The organism is Maricaulis salignorans, from assembly GCF_900103475.1.
Classification (GTDB): Bacteria; Pseudomonadota; Alphaproteobacteria; order Caulobacterales; family Maricaulaceae; genus Maricaulis; species Maricaulis salignorans.
Window position 1 is genome coordinate 312,090 of the sequence record NZ_FNHG01000002.1, and the last position, 18,347, is coordinate 330,436.

At 61.4% G+C, this 18,347-nt stretch carries 14 protein-coding genes; 5 read left to right on the forward strand and 9 right to left on the reverse strand.

Annotated features, from left to right (window positions below):
• The first annotated feature begins 136 nt into the window (after positions 1–136).
• Positions 137–1,204 carry a glycosyltransferase family 4 protein gene (locus BLT42_RS03365; protein WP_199287692.1) on the forward strand — a complete coding sequence of 356 codons (1,068 nt, stop codon included), beginning with the start codon at positions 137–139 and terminating at the stop codon, positions 1,202–1,204.
• Between the two features lie 123 nt (positions 1,205–1,327).
• Here BLT42_RS03365 and BLT42_RS03370 read toward each other — a convergent pair whose 3' ends face one another.
• The 4 genes from BLT42_RS03370 to phnC form a co-directional block, all read right to left on the reverse strand.
• On the reverse strand, positions 1,328–2,383 hold the full coding sequence (locus tag BLT42_RS03370; protein ID WP_091766755.1) for a substrate-binding domain-containing protein: 1,056 nt from the start codon (positions 2,381–2,383) through the stop codon (positions 1,328–1,330).
• Positions 2,384–2,444: 61 nt separating this feature from the next.
• Positions 2,445–3,647, reverse strand: coding sequence for an OprO/OprP family phosphate-selective porin (locus BLT42_RS03375; RefSeq protein WP_091766758.1), 1,203 nt, complete (start codon positions 3,645–3,647; stop codon positions 2,445–2,447).
• Between the two features lie 250 nt (positions 3,648–3,897).
• On the reverse strand, positions 3,898–5,904 hold the full coding sequence (gene phnE, locus BLT42_RS03380) for a phosphonate ABC transporter, permease protein PhnE (RefSeq protein ID WP_091766761.1): 2,007 nt from the start codon (positions 5,902–5,904) through the stop codon (positions 3,898–3,900).
• Complete coding sequence (gene phnC / locus BLT42_RS03385; protein WP_091766764.1) at positions 5,901–6,698, reverse strand: phosphonate ABC transporter ATP-binding protein; 798 nt, start codon at positions 6,696–6,698, stop codon at positions 5,901–5,903. The genes phnE and phnC overlap by 4 nt, the downstream gene beginning before the upstream one ends.
• A 69-nt stretch (positions 6,699–6,767) precedes the next feature.
• On the opposite strand from phnC, the gene BLT42_RS03390 reads away from it, so the two are divergent.
• From BLT42_RS03390 to BLT42_RS03400, 3 genes are all read left to right on the forward strand, one after another.
• Positions 6,768–7,250, forward strand: a complete 483-nt coding sequence (locus BLT42_RS03390; RefSeq protein ID WP_091766767.1) for a prepilin peptidase — start codon at positions 6,768–6,770, stop codon at positions 7,248–7,250.
• A 1,657-nt stretch (positions 7,251–8,907) separates the two neighbouring features.
• The gene (locus tag BLT42_RS03395) at positions 8,908–10,146 is read left to right on the forward strand and encodes a type III PLP-dependent enzyme (protein WP_091766770.1); all 1,239 of its coding nucleotides are present in this window, start codon (positions 8,908–8,910) and stop codon (positions 10,144–10,146) included.
• Complete coding sequence (locus BLT42_RS03400) at positions 10,143–11,189, forward strand: 1,9-bis(guanidino)-5-aza-nonane synthase (protein ID WP_091766773.1); 1,047 nt, start codon at positions 10,143–10,145, stop codon at positions 11,187–11,189. Before BLT42_RS03395 ends, BLT42_RS03400 begins: the two co-directional genes overlap by 4 nt.
• A 165-nt stretch (positions 11,190–11,354) precedes the next feature.
• Here the strand turns inward: BLT42_RS03400 and BLT42_RS03405 are convergent, their stop codons facing one another.
• The 4 genes from BLT42_RS03405 to BLT42_RS03420 all read right to left on the reverse strand — a co-directional run bounded on the left by BLT42_RS03405 (position 11,355) and on the right by BLT42_RS03420 (position 15,501).
• A complete protein-coding gene (locus tag BLT42_RS03405) occupies positions 11,355–13,694 on the reverse strand; it encodes a hypothetical protein (protein WP_143024027.1) in 2,340 nt (779 codons plus the stop codon).
• Between the two features lie 387 nt (positions 13,695–14,081).
• Positions 14,082–14,282, reverse strand: a complete 201-nt coding sequence (locus BLT42_RS03410; RefSeq protein ID WP_091766779.1) for a hypothetical protein — start codon at positions 14,280–14,282, stop codon at positions 14,082–14,084.
• A 191-nt stretch (positions 14,283–14,473) separates the two neighbouring features.
• Positions 14,474–15,052, reverse strand: coding sequence for a PIN domain-containing protein (locus BLT42_RS03415; protein WP_091766781.1), 579 nt, complete (start codon positions 15,050–15,052; stop codon positions 14,474–14,476).
• The gene (locus BLT42_RS03420) at positions 15,049–15,501 is read right to left on the reverse strand and encodes a helix-turn-helix domain-containing protein (protein WP_091766784.1); all 453 of its coding nucleotides are present in this window, start codon (positions 15,499–15,501) and stop codon (positions 15,049–15,051) included. Before BLT42_RS03420 ends, BLT42_RS03415 begins: the two co-directional genes overlap by 4 nt.
• A gap of 626 nt (positions 15,502–16,127) precedes the next feature.
• Here BLT42_RS03420 and BLT42_RS03425 point away from each other — a divergent pair.
• Entirely contained in the window at positions 16,128–16,610 is a 483-nt protein-coding gene (locus BLT42_RS03425; RefSeq protein ID WP_091766787.1) for a hypothetical protein, read from the forward strand.
• A 32-nt stretch (positions 16,611–16,642) separates the two neighbouring features.
• Here the strand turns inward: BLT42_RS03425 and BLT42_RS03430 are convergent, their stop codons facing one another.
• Positions 16,643–18,262 (reverse strand): peptide ABC transporter substrate-binding protein, encoded by a 1,620-nt coding sequence (locus tag BLT42_RS03430; protein ID WP_176780231.1) that lies wholly within the window; start codon positions 18,260–18,262, stop codon positions 16,643–16,645.
• Positions 18,263–18,347 lie beyond the last annotated feature (85 nt).

An 18,347-nucleotide genomic window follows, 5' to 3' on the forward strand; every position in this document is an offset into this window, starting at 1 on the left:
GCCGCCCGTAGCAAGAAGGCAGACAGAAAACGCGATGACCGAACAAACCGAACGTCCCGACACCGACATTGATGACGACGAGGCTGCAGCGGCGGCCGATGCCGATAGCGGCGCCGACGAGCAGCCGCAACGTATCATGCTGGTGACCGATGCCTGGGAACCGCAAATGAACGGGGTCGTGCGTACCCTGTCACGGACCGTCGCCGAATGCCGCGCCATGGGCCATGAAGTCGAGGTGATCCATCCCGGCCTCGGCTACAAGACCATGCCGCTGCCGACCTATCCGGAGATCCAGCTCGCCTTCGGTGCCCGCAAGGATATCGCCCGGCGCTTCAAGGAATTCGAGCCAGAGGCCATCCACATCGCGACCGAGGGTCCGCTCGGCATGGCCGCACGCGCGATCTGTGTGAAATGGAAACTGCCCTTCACCACGAGCTATCACACCAAGTTTCCTGAATACATCAATGCCCGCTTCCCGATCATCCCGCTGGCGGCCGGCTATGCCTTCATGCGCTGGTTCCATAATGCCGGCGGCCGGATGATGGTGACGACGCCGTCCATGCGTGATGACCTCGCCGCACGCGGCTTCAAGAATCTGACCCCCTGGGCGCGCGGCGTCGACACGGTCCAGTTCAACCCCGACAAGCGGATGGTTGATGGCAAGGACGTCTATGAGGGGCTGGAACGCCCGATCTGGGTCAATGTCGGACGCATCGCGGTCGAGAAGAATATCGAAGGCTTCCTCGAGCTCGACCTGCCGGGCACCAAGGTCGTGGTCGGCGACGGACCGCAGCGCGAATCGCTCGGCATCAAATACCCCAAGGCGGTGTTCCCGGGATCGAAATTCGGTGATGAACTGGCGCGGTATTTTGCCGATGCCGATGTCTTCGTCTTCCCGAGCTGGACCGACACATTCGGCCTCGTCAATCTGGAAGCTATGGCCTGCGGCACACCGGTCGCGGCCTTCCCGGCCCACGGCCCGAAGGATATTATTCCCGGCTCGGGCGGTGGTTTCATCAATGAGGACCTGCGCCAGGCCTGTCTCGATTGTCTCGAGATCGACCGCGCCGCCCCGCGCGCCCATGCCGAGAAGCATTCCTGGCAGCAGTGTGCAATCGACTTCATCATCAATCTCAAGCCTCAGCCCAAGCCGGAAAGACGGCGCTTCTGGCAACGTCTGCGCCGCCGGCGCGTCGAGGACTGAAGCCTTCCGGCATCGACGCGTTCCGGTTTGGCAGGGCAAACATGCCTCCCCGACCGCTCCGGATCTGAAACAAAAAACGCCGCCCCGAGGGGCGGCGTTTTCCATTTCAGTCTGCGGCGTCGCTTATTCCGGCGCCTGCGTCATGGCGGTCAGCGAGCGGGCCGCTTCGCCCACCGCTTCACGCTCACTGTCGGGCAGCGGGATCAGGCCGCGATCGGTCAGATAACCAAACTCGCCCCAGGCATCATCCGAGGTGAATTCACCGACATACTCGGCCAGGCCAGGCACGAGATCGGCGTGCTGGTTCTTGACGTAGAAGTAGAGCGAACGGGACACAGGATAGGACCCATCCGCAATGTCATCGAATTCCGGCGTCACGCCATTGATGATGGCACCGTGCAGGCGATCCGAATTCTGGTCGAGGAAGGAAAAGCCGAACACGCCGAAAGCGTCGGGCGTATTCATCAGCGTCTGGACGATGGCGTTGTCATTCTCGCCGGCATCGACCCATTTGCCGTCTTCGCGAATGCGGCTGGCAATGCCTTCGAAACGGTCACTATCGCTGTCCTTGAGCGCGTCCATACAGGCAATGCCCTCGGCCCCGCCCTGCATGGCCAGCTCGACGAACGCATCGCGCGTGCCGGACGTTGGTGGCGGACCGAAGACTTCGATGCGCTGGGCCGGCAGGGAGGCGTCGATATCTGACCAGCGATTATTCGGATTGGCGATAAAGCTGGTGCAGGTGTCATCGGCCGGCACTTCTGCCGCCAGCGCCAGCCAGAGCTGGGTCAGGGTAAGCTCGAGCGGCGGATTGCCGTGATCAGCAGAGCCGAGCACGATACCGTCAAAGCCGATGCGCACTTCGGTGATCTGACGCACGCCATTGGCCTGGCAACGCTCATACTCCGACGCATGCATGCGCCGCGAGGCATTGGTGATGTCCGGCTGGCCCAGGCCGACACCGGCACAGAACAGGCGGAAGCCGCCGCCCGAACCGGTCGATTCGACGACCGGCGTGGAGAAACGCGTCTTGGCGCCGAAGGATTCGGCAACGGCGGTCGAGAACGGGAAGACCGTCGAGGACCCGACAATGCGGATCTGGTCGCGCTGCTGGGCCTCGGCGCCGGCGCCGAGCGCCAGGACAGCGGCGAGGGCTGCGAGGTGGGTGGTGATTTTCATGCGTCTGATTCCCTTTTCAGTCAGAGAAGATGATGCAGGCCACAGCCTGAACCGGTGATGTCTAGAAGTCCCACTGGACGCGCACTTGCGGCCCGGACACATCGGTATTGGCTCCGCCGGCGACAGCCAGCTCACCGGTGACGTAATTGGCCATCACCCGGAAATGATCTTCCACATACCAGTTGAGGCCGACTGTCCAGGTCGTCAATTCGCCGGCCGCGACGTCATTGAGGTCGGAATAATCATATCGAGCCGCAATCTCAACCGCCCCCGTCCCGCCTTCCGAAACCGGCCTGGCCGGACGCGTGCGGCTGAATGTACCGCTCGACGTGCTGTAGCTGCGCGTCTCGCCGGTGATGAAATAGCCCAGATTGACGAAGGCACTGTCGATCCGCGGATTGCCCGCCGGACCGTCCAGCTCCATCGTCATGTATTCGGCATGGGCATGGAAGGAGCCGGAGACCGTCGCGGCTTCCAGCCCGACAAAGGTCGAGCTGTCGGCTTCGCCAAGCGCGCTGCCCGGACGGAAGTCGGCGGTCACAATGCGGTCCGTGATATGGGTGCGCGGACGCGCGCGGACGCGGGTACCGGCATCGCCATAATCAAACTCGCGCACCGAAGCGCCCAGATGCACAAGAAGCGCATCGGTGTGAACCGGCGTATAGGTGACGCGCGCGGCCAGGGCCGAGCTGTCATCGAGCTCGAGGCTCTCGCTCAGATCGCCCGGCGCGCCGCCATAAAGGCCTGCCTTGACGGTGTAGTTTTCGCCATGACGGGCAAAAGCGACGCCAACCCGGCGGCCAAGGCCGAAAAGTTCAATCCCGGTCCCGCGTTCCATGAAGGTGATATAGCGCGAGGATGTCTGCTCCTCGAGCGAGTTCGGCGTCTTCATATTGCCGGCCAGGATATCAAAGCCGTCGGCATGGAAAGTGAGATAGGCGTCCTTGGCAATCACCGCCTCATTGATCAGATCGAATTCGGCAACATAGCCGACGCCGGAATACTGGCCGGTCACGCCCAGGCGCGCCGTGCGGATTTCACTGGCATTGAATGACGTGGTCGTGCCGGCGCGTTCGAAATCCACATTGGCGGCATCGAGATAGATGCGGCCGCGGAAGGTGAAGCTGTCGCCACTCGCGGCATTGCTCCAACCGGGCACGCCGTCAAATTCCCAGCCGCTCGCATCGTCCGCATGGGCGGATGTCAATGCCGTGGAAGATGCCAGTGCAGCCAATACAGTGCTCGCCAAAATACGTCTGATCATCGGGCTCTCGTTTCTGATGGGCGCCAACCATCAGAAGCGATGGTTTGGTCGTACAGCCCGAATGTGACAATCGGGCGATTGTTTCGTGAAGCTTGTTTCTCGGTTTCGGTAATTCCGGAATTAGCGATATTCCGAAGCCATGACGCTTTTGCGACGCCTGCATGACAGGTTTGTTGCAATGAATGGACGGCAGAAAAAAACCGCCACGCGAGCGCGCAGCGGTTTTTCATTCAGACGTCGTGTGCGTCAATCAGAGCAGGCGTTTGCGCAAAAGCTGCGACATCATATCGATCGCGCTGACCGCGAGAATGATAACGATGACGATCGCGGCGGTGCGCTGGTAATCGAACGCACGAACGGCCTCGAACAGGATCTGGCCGATACCACCGGCACCGATCAGGCCCAGCACGGTCGCGGAGCGCGCATTCGATTCGAAGCGATAGAGCCCGAAAGACGTCCAGAGCGGTGCGACCTGCGGGATCACGCCCCAGATCACCTCATGCAGTGGCAGGGCGCCTGTCGCCCTCACACCTTCGACGGGGCCATGGTCGATCGCCTCGACGGCTTCGGAGAACAACTTGGCGAGCACACCTGTGGTGTGGATCGCGAGCGCCATCACCCCGGCCAGGGGTCCCAGCCCGACGGCGGCGATGAAGATCAGGGCGATGATCAGCTCATTGATCGAGCGGAACACGTCCATCAGACGGCGCACCGGCTGCACCACCCAGGCCGGCGCAACATTGCGGGCACTGAGCAGGCCGAACGGGATCGCCGCGATGACCGCGATGAATGTGCCCCAGATCGCGATCTGGACAGTGATGATCATTTGCGGCACCGCTTCGGCAATGCCGGCGCGCAACTCGGTCCAGTAAGTCCCGCGCGAAGCGGCGCTGGAAATATCATCGGGGAAGAAGCCGGCGAGGAATTCCTGCATATCGCCGAAATTCTCGACCAGGAGATAGCTGCGATCCATGTCGGCCGGGTCGAAACTCCAGACCAGGATGATGATCACGCCGGCGGCGATGAAGGCATTCGCCAGCCGCTCGGTCAGCGGAAGCTTTGGTCCGGGGCCACGCGGTGCGCCAGCCCAGAGCAGACCCGCCAGCAATAGTCCGGCCAGGAAGACCAGGCCGCCCATCAGCGGCCAGTTGCGCGTCGGCTCGAGCTCGGCCTCGCCGCCATTGCCGCTCTGTCCGGTCGCACTCGACAGGCTGACGAGTTCCGTATTGCCGGCCTCGACTTCGGCCAGACGGGCTTCAAGCGCGGCGACGCGCGAGGCGCGTTCTTCCTCGGTCAGGTCGGTATTATTGCGGGCCAGGATCAGGTCGCGGACGATTTCCAGCTGCACGATCGGATCGAGATGCGAATTGGAGGCCGGCAGGAAAAGTCCGAAGAAAAGCGGTCCGAGTACGGCGCGGGCCTCGGCGATCTCTTCCGGCGTGCCGCGGCGGCCATAATTCATGAAGAAGGATTGCAGCCGCAGCTTGGCTTCCTCATCGAGATCATTGCGCCAGATGATGGGATCGGTGCCGATCGACGGCGAGGTCCAGATCACGCGGATCCGCTCGGCAATTTCCGGACGCGAGCCATGCAGCACGGTCAGGCTGGTGGTATTATTGGTCCCGACATCAATCAGGCCGTTGGCGACCGCGACCGCATTGGCCTCGTGATTGGCGTTGCGCACCGAGTTGAAGCATTCCGCCGGGTCGATATTGCGCGGCGCAAAGATGAAGGCCGAAGGAACAAGATAGCCCGAGGTCGAATTGGGATCGCCCATGCCGAAATCAATCGAGCCGTCACAGGTCAGGATATCATCGAGGGTCTGGATCGGGCTGTCAGCCGGGACAATAAGGACGGAATTATAGCCCTCACTGCCATCGGGATAAGTCGCCTTGGCGAAGACTTCACCATCGGCGAGGCGCACGGCCTGCAAGCCGGAGAAATTGGAGAACCAGGCAAATTGCACGCTGTTATAGCGCATGCCCTGGATCATGCCGGCATAATCAGAGGCGTAGAAAGGCTGGATATCATAGCCCGTCCACTCTTCCATCGCCTCGATGAAAGGGCCCCAATTGGCCGATTGATTGGCGGAAGATTCGGTGGCGATAATGCCGAAATTCAGCGTCCCGCGGGAGGCCGCCGGGCCCGTGTCGGAGGCGTCGCCGGCATCCGGCGTCGACGCCGGCGCACAGGCCGCCAGCATCAGGCCAAGACCGGTGACCAGCGCACGCAAGCTCTTTGTTACCCAGCCGCTCATGCGTCATCTCCCCCGTAGAAGGCCTGCTCATACTCAGGGCCGTAGATCTCGATCAGCTTTTCCTGGGTCAGTTCCAGGCTGGGTCCGTCAAACACGACACGACCCTTGTTGAGCGCCACGATGCGGTCGCAGAACTGGCGCGCATAATCGACCTGGTGCAGCGTCACGACGACGGTGAGATTGTCCTTGCGGTTCAACTCGCGCAGCAATTCCATCACGGTGCGGGCGGCGACGGGATCGAGCGAGGCGATCGGCTCGTCAGCGAACAACACCTCCGCGCCCTGCACCAGGGCGCGGGCGATCGCGCCGCGCTGCTGCTGGCCACCGGAGAGTTTGGAGGCGCGCCGCGCCGCAAAGCCGGCAATGCCGACGCGCTCGAGGGCATCCATCGCCTTTTGCTTGTCAGCGGCCGGGAATATCCCAAGCGCACCGCGCCAGGGCGATATCCGGCCCAGCGCACCGATCAGCACATTGCCGAACAGCGACAGACGGCCAACCAGATTGAATTGCTGGAAAATAAAGCCGAGATGCGAACGGTGCTCGCGAACGCCCGAGGCAATCTTGCCCCTGGACTGCATGCGGTGACCGAGCACAGAGACCGGCCCGCAATCGGCATCAGCCACTTGCAGGGCAGCGGCCACGCGCAGCAGAGTCGATTTTCCCGAACCGGACGGTCCGATCAAAGCCACCATCTCGCCACGTGCGACGGACAGGCTGACATGGTCGAGCGCTTTGGTTTCGCCGAATGTCATTTTCAGATCTTCGGCGTGGAGCGCCAGAGCGGCGTCTGTCATCTTGGGCGTCCCCCTGTTTGGTCACGGCTTTGTGGCGTAAGGGCATGACACATTTGTGACAAGAGGAAGATGATGCTGATTCACGCCGCAACGCTAATTCTGTTCTGCGCGCTCGCGGCGCTGAGCCTGATAGACGCGCGTACACAAAGGCTTCCGGACGTTTTGACCCTGCCCCTGATCGTCGCAGGGATTGCAGTAAACGGACTGATTTTTTCTGACTTTTGGGCAGCCATCGCCGGCGCCGCGCTCGGATATGGCGTGCTGGTCGCCCTCGAACTGGCCTATAAACGTCTGCGAGGCCGCGACGGACTCGGCCGCGGCGACGCCAAATTGCTCGCCGCCGGCGGCGCCTGGTGCGGGGCCTGGCTGCTGCCGATGATCCTGCTGGCCGGCAGTGCCAGCGCCCTGCTCTATGTCTTGTCGCTGGCCCTGGTGCGGCGGCAGGCACCGGATGGGAATCAGCCGATGCCGTTCGGGCCCTGGCTGGCTTTGGGGATCGCGCTGGGCTGGGTTTATCGCGCTTATGGGCCGGGCTTGTTGCCGGTGATTTGAGACGAGGGCCCGGCGGGCATCACCGACGCTTTCTTCCCCGCTCCGAGCGGGGAAGTGGACCCTGCGTAGCTTTAGCGAAGCAGGGGCCGATGGGGCCGCAGCCGCAGGCTGCGGGAAACTCTGAACGCCCCCACAAACGTCATCCCATAACCCCTTGCCAGCCCGAGGGCCTCAGCGGGCAGACCTGGTAGGATTGGGTCAGAGCGTTAGACCTTATGCCCAACTCTGAATTCAGCTTTCGAGAGTCGTTCCATCCAGAATTTCGGAGGACGTCTTGGCATCCACGGCGCGTGTCCAGCACCACGGAGCCATTTGTTTATCATCGCATGATTCAGGTGGACACAGTTGCCCGTCCAGAATCCGTCCTTCTCGATATTGACGTGGGCCGGCTCCTCCACGCCCGGAAGAAACAGCTGCACGGATCCCCATTGCCGAACAAAATACTGGTCACGATCCCGCTTCGACAGAACCAGTCCAAAAGAGGCCTTCGGATCAGATATTCTACGGCTAGGCCATGCTCGAACTTGAAATGACACGGCACCTTACCCCCGTAAAACCCTTGCCAGCCAAAGGGCCTCAGGGGACAGGCGCGGTCAAGGGTGAAACCGCGAAGCGGCGCCCGCGGCGCCCTTGACCGCGCCTGTCCCCTGAGGCGGACTCTCGGCATGGGGTTTAAGGTGGGGGGTGGGTAGGCGCCTGGTTATCTGTCGAATTGAGATATTCGATTGTTATTGGGAGACAGAATCAGGGCCATAAAATGCCCGTGAAAATAGCCAAAATTAGGCGAACAACCCATGGCAAGAAGACCCCCAGCTCCACCACCTCGGAATAAATCGTGACAGGCACCCATTTCCGCAAGCCAGGCATCCACAAGATCCCTTGAACTCCCAATCCCGCTCTGGCCGGCGAGGGCCGGATGGAGAACTCACCTGGCGGACAGGGGCGCTTCGGCCTGCCCCCAGGGAACCCCGGTTTCGGTGGATCCCGGGCTCCTTCGCCTGAAATCGCCGTGAGAAGAGAGCCCTCCCAGGGACGCGTACCAGAGGTACACGTCCCTCTTCACGGGCGGGAGCGGAAAGGCCAGAGGGAGAGGCTTGAGACTCGCTTTTTCAGCCCACCCGACCTGCGCCATATTCGGGTCGACCCCGCTCTTTGACATCGTTGGCCCACCAAGCCTTCCCGCTCCCGGCTTGCGACCCGTCGTGACAGTGAATGGTCGCCGGTGACAGACTGCCATCACACTGCCATCCGCGAATCACCAGTCCCCATGCGGCTGCACGCCTCCCGGCGGGGCAATGGCAGGGTGGCAGACAGGGCGTCCCGTTTCACATAATTCTGTTCATCTTCGATGCGGGACCGGCTTCTCTGATACTCCGCCATCCCGACCTGCCTCCGCCGGCAGCGCCGGTTCGGCTGAGGCCGGATTGACGCGCGAATATTTTCCGCGAATTCACCCCCGGTTCGAGGGCCCCGGCAAGCGCATAAGTGCTGCATTTTTGCCCTCTGCACCCCCTGCACCAGCCCTGCCCCGGCAAGCCTCCTGCAGCGCTTGCTGATATTTTTTCCTTTACACGATCTGCAATAGGCCCTACTCGCGTTTTCCCGGCGGAGGCGACGATGCCGGATTGGGTAAACAACTAACAGGGGGTCACGTGAATTGCACACGTACCATACTCCCCTGGACCTGGTCCGCTTACGGCACCTAGAGAAACCGGTCGTCTGTGCACGTCCGGACCGTCTCGCCAGAGCTAGCCACTGGTTTCAGGAAAACTTTCCGGGTGAAGTGCTCTATGCCGTCAAGGCAAATCCCAGCCCATGGATTATCGACGGCCTGTATGCGGCCGGCACGCGCTTTTTCGATGTGGCGTCGATCCCCGAGATCGCGCTGATCTCGGAGCGTTGTCCCGACGCGAAGAAGGCCTTTCTGCATCCGGTCAAAAGCCGCGAGTCGATCCGCCGCGCCTATTATGAATTCGGCGTTCGGATTTTCGCGCTCGATACCGAAGCGGAATTGAACAAGATCCTCGAGGAAACCAATCATGCGGACGATCTCACGCTGATCGTGCGCCTGGCGGTGTCCAATGAGGGGGCCGTGTTCTCGCTGGCCGGCAAGTTTGGCGTGCCCGCCTTCGACGCCGCCGAGCTGATCCGCAGCTGCCGCGCCCATGCCGATGAGCTGGGTGTGAGCTTCCATGTCGGCAGCCAGTGCATGCTGCCTTCGGCCTATCGCTCGGCGATGATGGAGGCCTCGCGCCTGATTGCCCAGGCGGGCGTCACCGTCGACATCGTCGATGTCGGTGGCGGTTTCCCGTCAATCTATCCCGGCCTGACCCCGCCACCCCTGACCGAATATGTCCGCGCCATCGAAGATGCCTTCGAGGAAATGATGGTGCTGGAAAATGCCGATCTGTGGTGCGAGCCCGGCCGGGCCCTCGTCTCGGAAGCGGAATCGGTGCTGGTCCGGGTCGAACTGGTCAAGGGCGATGCGCTCTATCTCAATGACGGCGCCTATGGCCGCCTGTTCGATGCGGCGCATTCCAAATGGCCTTTCCCGGTGCGCCATCACCGCGCCAGCGGCGAGTCCACGGCCGAAACGGCGATGTTCCGCTTCTTCGGTCCAACTTGCGATTCGCTCGATGCCATGCAAGGACCATTCGAGCTCCCGGCCGATACGGCCGAGGGTGATATTATCGAGATCGGCATGCTCGGAGCCTATGGGACGGCGATTGCGTCCGACTTCAATGGCTTTGGCAGCACGGAACTGGCGATGGTGGCGGACGCCCCCTGGCCCTCCATGTTCGATCAACAACCAGACCGGGCGACCGGCGAGGACTCGACGGTCATCAATCTGGCCCGCGCCCGCCGCCGCCGTCCGAAACTACGGAGACGTGCATGACCGATCATTCGAACCGTAAAGCGGAACTCCTTTCCTCCCCTGTCGAGCATATCGACATTACGGCTTTTGATGGTCGTCCCCTGATTGATGCCTGGGAGAAGATGTCCTTCACCTCGCGCGATGCCGCGCGCGCCGCGCGCATCCTTGAGGCCGCTGTGGCCGATCCGGATTGCTCGGTCATCCTGACCCTGGCCGGATCGACCTCGGCGGGCGGTTGCATGGATGTCTGGCGCGATATGGTGCGTCACAACATGATCGACGCCATCGTCTCGACCGGCGCCGCCATCGTCGACATGGATTTCTTCGAAGCCCTCGGCTTCAAGCATTACCAGGCGAAGGAAATTCCCGACGATCGCATCCTGCGCGATCTCTATATCGACCGCATCTACGACACTTATATCGACGAGGAAGAACTGCAGGCCTGCGACGCCGCCACGCTCGAAATCGCCAATCTGCTCGAGCCCGGCCCCAGATCCTCGCGCTCCTATATCAAGGCAATGGGCAAATGGCTCGCCGAGGGCAATGCCAAGAAGCCCGGCTCGCTGGTCCAAGATTGCTATGAGCACGGCGTGCCGATCTTCTGCCCCGCCTTCTCCGACTGCTCGGCCGGCTTTGGCCTCGTGAAACACCAGGTCGAGAAGATGAAGGCCAAGCAGCCTTACCTCTCGATCGACAGCGTCGCCGATTTCCGCGAGCTGACCGAGATCAAGATCAAGGCCGGCAAGACCGGCCTGTTCATGGTCGGCGGCGGCGTGCCCAAGAATTTCGCCCAGGACACCGTCGTCTGCGCCGAAATCCTCGGCGTCGAAGTCCCCATGCACGCCTACGCCGTCCAGATCACCGTCGCCGATGTGCGCGACGGCGCCTGCTCCTCCTCAACCCTCAAGGAAGCCTGTTCCTGGGGCAAGGTCGACACGGCCCTGGAACAGATGGTGTTCGCCGAAGCGACGACCGTGGCGCCGGTGATGGTGTCTTCGGTTTATCATACGCGCGACTGGGAGAAGCGGGTGCGGCATAGGTATGCGGATATGTTTGAGGACTAGCGTTTAGTTCAACGGTCAAAGGGAGCCCTGGCGGAGACGCTGGGGCTTTTTTTGTGGTGACGGGGGACGAATGCCGCAGAGGGCGATATGGATGCGCAAAAATTGAGTGCCTATCACCCTTGATCTTGCCCGCTACTCACCGCCCGGCTAGCAATTATCGCCACCCTAGAGGCGGTTTGCCTCAGTCCACGGCTCCTCGGCTTCGATATCAGGGGACAAAGCGAGCCCGCAACGGGTGTAGGGATAGTCGATGCCATCGAGGTCTTGCGTGATCACAAGGCAACGTTTCGCGTCTGTGTTCTCAAATAGGTGTGACGCGGCTACAATCTCGCGCTCCATCTGTTGTTGTCGGTTAGCCGTACGGGATAGATGAATAGCTACACCCTCGCGATCCCATCCTTTCGGCACACCGTAGATACAATCGTTTTCGTGACCGGTGTCGGCTCGCATCTTCTCCCGCAGCTCTGATATCGCTTGCTCAAACTCGATTTGAGTTTCGAGCGAGAACGAGCCGATAGTCAGCAACATTTCGCTCTTTCCAGCGAGTCCTATGTTCGAGAGACGCTTGGTCATCGCTGCGAACCACGGTGTGAAGCGACGACGCGGCTTTGGGAGTTCGACCCCGGCATCGCGGTTTGTGACATAAGTGTCGATATCGTCGGACATGCCTTGGAGAGTGAGTTGTGCTCCCCCTTCCGAGAACTGCATCAAGGCGAAGCCAGTGCGGAGGTACAAGCCGAGCAAATCTAGCTCATCACCAAGGTAACGCACTCGATTTTGAAGCTCACCACGTCGCACTAAGTAGTGAAGGCACTGCCAAGGCTCCTCCAAAATCTCAAAAACGGTGTGGAGGTCCGAAACAGAGAGTGTAGCGGGGAGGGCAACCGTATCTTCGATACCTATTTGCTCAAGTAGTGAAGGCAAGTGGCTTTGAATGGTGGCGAAATCCTCAAGGGTCACCGATAGACGCGTCACGCGAGTGATTCCCCTAAGGTCCAGATCAGTGTTGATTTTCCAACTCGGAAGCCGGTTTTCGGGCTTAGTGAGTAGATGCTCTGCCAAGCGCGCGGACTGACGGGCTGGCTCCAAGAGAAGCTCATCAATATGCTTCTCCGCGCGCTTTAACCCCCCGCGTAACGCCGCCGCGCTGACCTTTCCGGCCTTCACTTCAACCAGGAGAAGCTGGCTGTCGACCCGAACGATGAGATCGGTCTCACCTTCCTCTGCATCCGTTGACCATGTGACATTCGTGTCAATCGGCGCCCCCTTGAAAACGTCAAAGAATAGACCTGCGACTTCCTTTTCAAGGAAATCCGCGCGTTGTCGCGAATACGCTTCCGATCGCTTGTGGTCGGCACCCAACAGGTCGTTCAAGATTTGGAAGCTGTGGCTGAAGAACGCGGCGGGGGCAAACGCAAAAAAGCTGTCCTCATCAATTTTGATGAGCGGCTTCGACCAAATCGGATTTGCCAAAAAGAAGCCTTCGGGGTCCGCCCCGTCGAGGCCACGAATGGGCAGTGCGAGTGTATTCACAGCTCGGCGAACCTGCAGCTCTTCGACTTCTAAATATTCTGCAAGCGACGGAATTGAGAAGGCGTAGGCCGCTGGCAAGCGCGCTAGGAAGCGGTCTTGAACGTAAGCCTGCAGCATTTCGCGCGATAATCTGCGGCTCTGAATTTCCGCCCACTCCTTTCCGCGTTCGCTCTCTGAGTAACCCATACCTTCTGCATAGCTTGCGTAAATGTCTTCGTTGCACGGGAGGCGGCACCAACGCGCCGGCTCGACAAGCAGCTGTACTGTGCGCAGCTGAACCGCTTCAATCAGCAAACGGAACATAGCCAGGAGTTGCCTACCCGTTAGGCCGACGGCCGATCGCATTTGGGCGTCAAGCGGATCGAGGAGTCGGCTCAGCAGGTCATAAACATGGTTGAAATAGCCCCAATTGCGCACGACCGTGGTGTGCCCGCGCAGACGGGCCTGAATGATCCGCCGCTGCTGCTCCAAAACAGATCCAGTCCCAACAAAACGTAAATCGCGCCTTTGGAATGAATCGGTGATAGTGTCCAATGCGGCTGTAAGCCTGTGTAGGTCTGCCGAGGTTGCCGCCTCTGTGCCACTGCTCGTTCGCGAGAGTGCAATGGCTTGGGCAAGTTCGATTTTTGACTGCGGCAGCACCACTGTGCCTTTGCCGTATTCGAGTATTCCGTCAGGCCCAACTGGTCGCCCAAGATGCTTTGATGCGAGTGCCGCAAGTGTGACTCCGAGATCGTGGGTATCGAAGTGGTTTGTGATCACAGCCATTGCTTCCGAGAATTCACGCTCAGCGGTCGCGCCCATCTCACGGGCAAAGCTCTGCCGATCTTCAAATGAGAAGTCGGACAGTGGGTGCTTGGAAAGATAGATGGTGCTGTGATCGCTGTCCGGACCATTTCGGTCTTTTAAACCGAATGGAGAAACTTCCGGACCTGCCCAGTTAGATTCAACCTCCTCGTCATCGTCTGCCACAGGGGGTCTCCTAAGGGCCAACACCGTGGTGGGGGCGAGGCCTTCACTAATGGCGTTTTTAGGGAGCCCAACGAGCTGCCCATTAGCTCACGTTCGTTCATTGTTTGTTCTGAGCGAAGGTATAACTAAACCGTAAGGTTGTAAAGCCCATTACATCTTCAGCAACTGGGGCCGCACGGCATTTCTTCCAGCCTCACTCCACCCCACATCCCCATGCCAGCCAGCGGGCCGTATCCGGGTTTTCAGGTCAAGGGTGAAACCGCGTAGCGGCCCGCAGGGCCCTTGACCTGAAAACCCGGATACGGCGTCATCTCGGCAAGGGATGAATGGGGTGGCGGGCGCGAGGTGCGCCGCTTTTTGAGGAGCCTGGCTGCAACCCTTTCCGCTTCACCCCGGGTATTTCCCGTCCCTGAGCAAAGGCCAAGCCTCCTCATAGGACATAACGTTCTCGTGCTTTGATCGCCAATGCGCGTCGATGCCGTCCCAGCCATTGCCCTTGAAGATGTGACCGCACTCGGGGCAGACCTTCTTTTCGACGACTGTTTTGGCCTGGTTCAGCTGGGGCTTCTTTTGATCTGCGTCGGACATTTCTAAAACCTCGTGCAAGCTGCACCACGCCCATAGCATGTCCGTCACCTCCGGTGCGCCGCTTTTTGACGGGGCCTGGTCGCAACGCTTTCCTCCCCCTTTATGGGGAGGTGGATCGCCGCGTCAGCGGCGAGACGGAGGGGTGGCGCCGCGGGCGCCAAGGGGTGGTTACCTCGCTTTGCCCGTCCCCCTCAAATCGTATCGACAAATTCTCGCGCCAGCAGCGCCAGTTTCGGCAGGCCGGCGCGGGTCAGATCATCCAGGAAGACCACGGCCGTCATGGGCGGGCGCTTATAGGCCCGGCGCATGCGGGCAAGTGCCGCTGCGGACTCAGCGGGGTAGAGGCTGAATGTGTTGGCGAGAATCGTGTCGGCGGAGATGGCCTCGATGCCGAACGGGGCGAGCGCGCCTTCCGGGAAGTCTTTCAGGTTTTCGGTGACAATATGCTGGGCGCCCGCGCGGATCGCTGCCGCGAGCACGTGGCGGTCATTTTTGTCCGGCAATGTCAGAGCCGGGATGAGGGCCTGATAGCCGTCGACCCAAGCCTCAGCGAAAGCCTCGCGCATGACCTGTCGCTGCTCGGTCACGCTTTGCCTGTGTTGAGGCCGGGTTCTCAGCAGCGCATTTTCCCACTCGTCGAGAATGTTCTCACTCCACCGGGCACGGAAAAGCCCCGCCTCGTTGAAGCGAAGCAGGGCATCTCTCACTCGGAATGGGTATAGAACGTTCGCGTCCAGGATGATGACAAACCGGTCCGCGACGTCGATCATGGATTCTCGAATTCCTGTCCCAGGGCCTGCAAGCGATCAAGGGCATCGGACCGCCGCGCATCGCGGCCTGCCTTGTAGGCAATCAGATCACGAGCCTTGATGCGCCGGTGCGACCCTACCTTGTGGAAGGGCATGTCGCCATCAGTGAGGAGTTTCGTCAAGTGAGGGCGGGACACATTGAGCAGGTCCGCCGCCTTTTGCGTCGTCAGATCGGCGCCATAGGGCACCAGCGTGACCATCTCTCCGCGCGCGACATGGCCGAGCAGTTCGATCACCATCTTGCCGATCGAGGGCTCCAGGGCGATTTCGATGGTTTCGTCGTTCTGACGCACGCTCAGGGGAAGCACGCCGGACGGCTTCAAGCTTTTCGACAATAACGCCATCGCCGCCGAGGCCTGGTCGATCTCCCGCTCGTTCGGCAATCGTTGTGCCAACTCGCTCGATGTCATGTCGGGCCTCCTTCGTCATACCTGTCATGCTCGATAGATATATATAAACGTAATAAGCGAAACAAGTGAAATATGTGTAATTTATTGACGGTTACAGGGCACCGCGTATGCCGCACTTATCCCCGCCCTCAACAACAATCCCACGTCATCCCGGCGCAAGCCGGGACCTCGACACAAAGGCCTGTTGCGCTTGCGATATCGAGGTCCTGACTTGCGTCAGGACGACGGCGGTGAAGGGGCGCCGACAAAAAACTTATCCCCGCCCCTGCCCGCAGCCCCCACAATCCTCCCGTCCCCGCGCCACTCGAGGCCCGGACCGGTTATCCGGGGGCGCAGGGAGTACGGAGCCTGTCCGTTTTCGTCATTTGACCACGGCGAAACCCGGCAGGGCCATGGGTGAGGTCGTGAGGCATTAGGGCTCGACCGATCGTCCGCACCCATTTCGAGGCAGGGCCCGTAAGGGGCCTGAGTAAACCTCCGTGTGCGGGATGCCACCGGCGCCACTCACACTTAGTCCACGATCGGCTCCGGCTGGCATCCCGCACTCCTCATCTCGCCAGGCGGCAACGTCGTGGCGGTTTCGGTGCAGAGCCCGTTGCTCATCCGGACATTCAAGGGAGACCCCGATGTATCATTCCCAACGCTCACCCAATCGCCGCCCCGGCCGCGGCACACAATATCCCCCGGGCCGCCCGCTGGAGATGCCTGACCCGGCCCAGACCGGCCGCACGGCCCTGGTCGCCGCGGCCGGGGCCATGCGCGAAGGCGATGGCCGCGCCGCGCGGCAGCTGCTGGCCTTTGCCCGCGACTTCTTCGCCCAGACACGCGCCGAAATGGCGCTCAACCGCGAACGCCTGAAGCTGGACGCCGAAATCGACATGGCCCGGCGCCGGGCCAGGGCCGCCGAATACGCAGCAGCCGGTCTCGGGCTGGAGGGGATTGAACTCAACCTGCAGATCGAGGAAGACGCCGTCGCGATGCGCGCCGCCCGCGACGCCGGCAAGCCCGTGCCCGAGCCGCGCTGGAATGAGAGCTGGGAGCTGGCCGGCGAGCCCATGCCGGAGGGCTGGGAAGAGCCCGGCTGCGACGGGTGCCGCGCCGGATACTGAGACTGTGACGGAGGCGGTGACTGAGCCGAAAGCTAGTCTTCCGCCACCGTCTCCGGATCAGCCAGGCAGAGCCAGCGGCTCAGATTGATCCGGTCCGGATTGGAGACCCAGCCGGTAACGCGCGGACTGACCAGCTGCCGGTTGGCCTCGAAGAAGACCGGGATGACCGGCGTCTGGTCGAGGAAATACTGTTCGGCCTCAGCCAGCAGCGCATTGTGCTCGGCCTCGTCGGCGGTGCGCACGGCCGCATCGGTCAGGGCGTCGAAGGCCGGGTCGGTCCAGCGCGAATAATTGATCTCGCCGGCGCGGGTCTCGTATTGGAAGAGGACGCCATAAGGATCGTTGAAATCCGGCCGCCAGCCCGAGGTCGAGACCTGGTAATCGCCGCCGCGCATGCGGTCATAATGGATCTGGCTGTCGCTGGTCACGACCTCGACCTGGACCCAGGGCGCGATCGTCATCCAGTCCTGCTGGATCACCGGAACGATGCGCGGCCAGCTGGCCGCGGGCTGGTAGTTGAACTCGAACACCAGCGGATTGTCCGGTCCGAAACCGGCGCCCTCGAGCAGGCGCCGGGCCTCGGCGCGGCGCTGGTCCATCGGCTGATCGGCATAATCCAGACGCGGCCAGTCGAGCCGGCCATGAAGGCCGGCCGGCACGACCCGGAAGGCCGGCGCATCGAAACCGCCGAGCACGTCCTGGGTCAGGAAATTGCGGTCGATCGCCAGCGACAGGGCGCGGCGCACATCCGGGTTATCGAAGGGCGGCGAGGTATTGTTGAAATCAATCGTGCGGATGGTGAAGCCCGGCACCGATTGCACCAGCTCCGGATTGTGCTCGAGCAGGAATTGCGTGTTCGAGCTGGCGAAATCGACATTGAGATCAAGCTCGCCCGAGCGCACGCGGCGTTCGGCGGCAGCGGTATCGACCGTCGGGAAATAATAGATATCGGTCAGGCAGACCTCGGCCGCGTCATAGAAGTAAGGATTGGCAACGAGGTGGATGTAATTATTGGAGCGCCATTCGGCGAGGGTATAGGGCCCGCTGGAGACCATGTTCTCCGGCCGCGCCCAGCGATCGCCGAACGCCTCGACGGCGTGTCTGGGGATCGGCTGGCCGTAATACATCAGCACGGTCGGCAGATAGGGCGCGGGATAGTTGAGGCTCAGCTCGACGGTGCGCGCATCCAGGGCGCGGACACCCAGCGTGTCCACGGGCGCGCGGCCCTCATAAATCTCCTGGGCATTGGCGATCATCAGCAGTGGCGCCGCGAACTGATTGCCGGTCAGCGGATCGAGCGGACGCCGCAGGCCGAACACCACATCCTCCGCCGTGATCGGCTCCCCATCCGACCAGAAAGCGTCATCGCGCAGGGTGAAGGTCCAGACCAGGCCGTCATCGGAGATCGCCGCACTTTCTGCCAGCGCCAGGATGGGCTGGGCATCGGCGGCCGGCTCATACAGGCCGACGAAGAGATCGGAAACGATGGTGCGCTCGTCGGTGATCTGGGCCAGGTCCGGATCCAGGCTCAGCGGCTCGATGCGATTGCCGCGATTGAGCGTGGTGCCATTGTCAGGCTCACCGCCGCCGCAGCCGGCCAGCGTGACAGACAGGGCGGCGATGAAGCCGAGCGTGATCCGGTTGAATGTCATGTGTAATCCCCGATGGCAGGCCCGGGACACTAGACCCGATACCCGTCCGCACAAGCGGAATGCGGCCAGACCAGCAAAATTGCAT

What these genes read in the sequence shown, in the direction of transcription:
- BLT42_RS03365 (WP_199287692.1), top strand. Translation starts at nt 137, where the DNA reads ATGCTGGTGACCGATGCCTGGGAACCGCAAATGAACGGGGTCGTGCGT.
- BLT42_RS03370 (WP_091766755.1), bottom strand. Translation starts at nt 2,383, where the DNA reads ATGAAAATCACCACCCACCTCGCAGCCCTCGCCGCTGTCCTGGCGCTC.
- BLT42_RS03375 (WP_091766758.1), bottom strand. Translation starts at nt 3,647, where the DNA reads ATGATCAGACGTATTTTGGCGAGCACTGTATTGGCTGCACTGGCATCT.
- phnE (WP_091766761.1), bottom strand. Translation starts at nt 5,904, where the DNA reads ATGAGCGGCTGGGTAACAAAGAGCTTGCGTGCGCTGGTCACCGGTCTT.
- phnC (WP_091766764.1), bottom strand. Translation starts at nt 6,698, where the DNA reads ATGACAGACGCCGCTCTGGCGCTCCACGCCGAAGATCTGAAAATGACA.
- BLT42_RS03390 (WP_091766767.1), top strand. Translation starts at nt 6,768, where the DNA reads ATGATGCTGATTCACGCCGCAACGCTAATTCTGTTCTGCGCGCTCGCG.
- BLT42_RS03400 (WP_091766773.1), top strand. Translation starts at nt 10,143, where the DNA reads ATGACCGATCATTCGAACCGTAAAGCGGAACTCCTTTCCTCCCCTGTC.
- BLT42_RS03410 (WP_091766779.1), bottom strand. Translation starts at nt 14,282, where the DNA reads ATGTCCGACGCAGATCAAAAGAAGCCCCAGCTGAACCAGGCCAAAACA.
- BLT42_RS03415 (WP_091766781.1), bottom strand. Translation starts at nt 15,052, where the DNA reads ATGATCGACGTCGCGGACCGGTTTGTCATCATCCTGGACGCGAACGTT.
- BLT42_RS03420 (WP_091766784.1), bottom strand. Translation starts at nt 15,501, where the DNA reads ATGACATCGAGCGAGTTGGCACAACGATTGCCGAACGAGCGGGAGATC.
- BLT42_RS03425 (WP_091766787.1), top strand. Translation starts at nt 16,128, where the DNA reads ATGTATCATTCCCAACGCTCACCCAATCGCCGCCCCGGCCGCGGCACA.
- BLT42_RS03430 (WP_176780231.1), bottom strand. Translation starts at nt 18,262, where the DNA reads ATGACATTCAACCGGATCACGCTCGGCTTCATCGCCGCCCTGTCTGTC.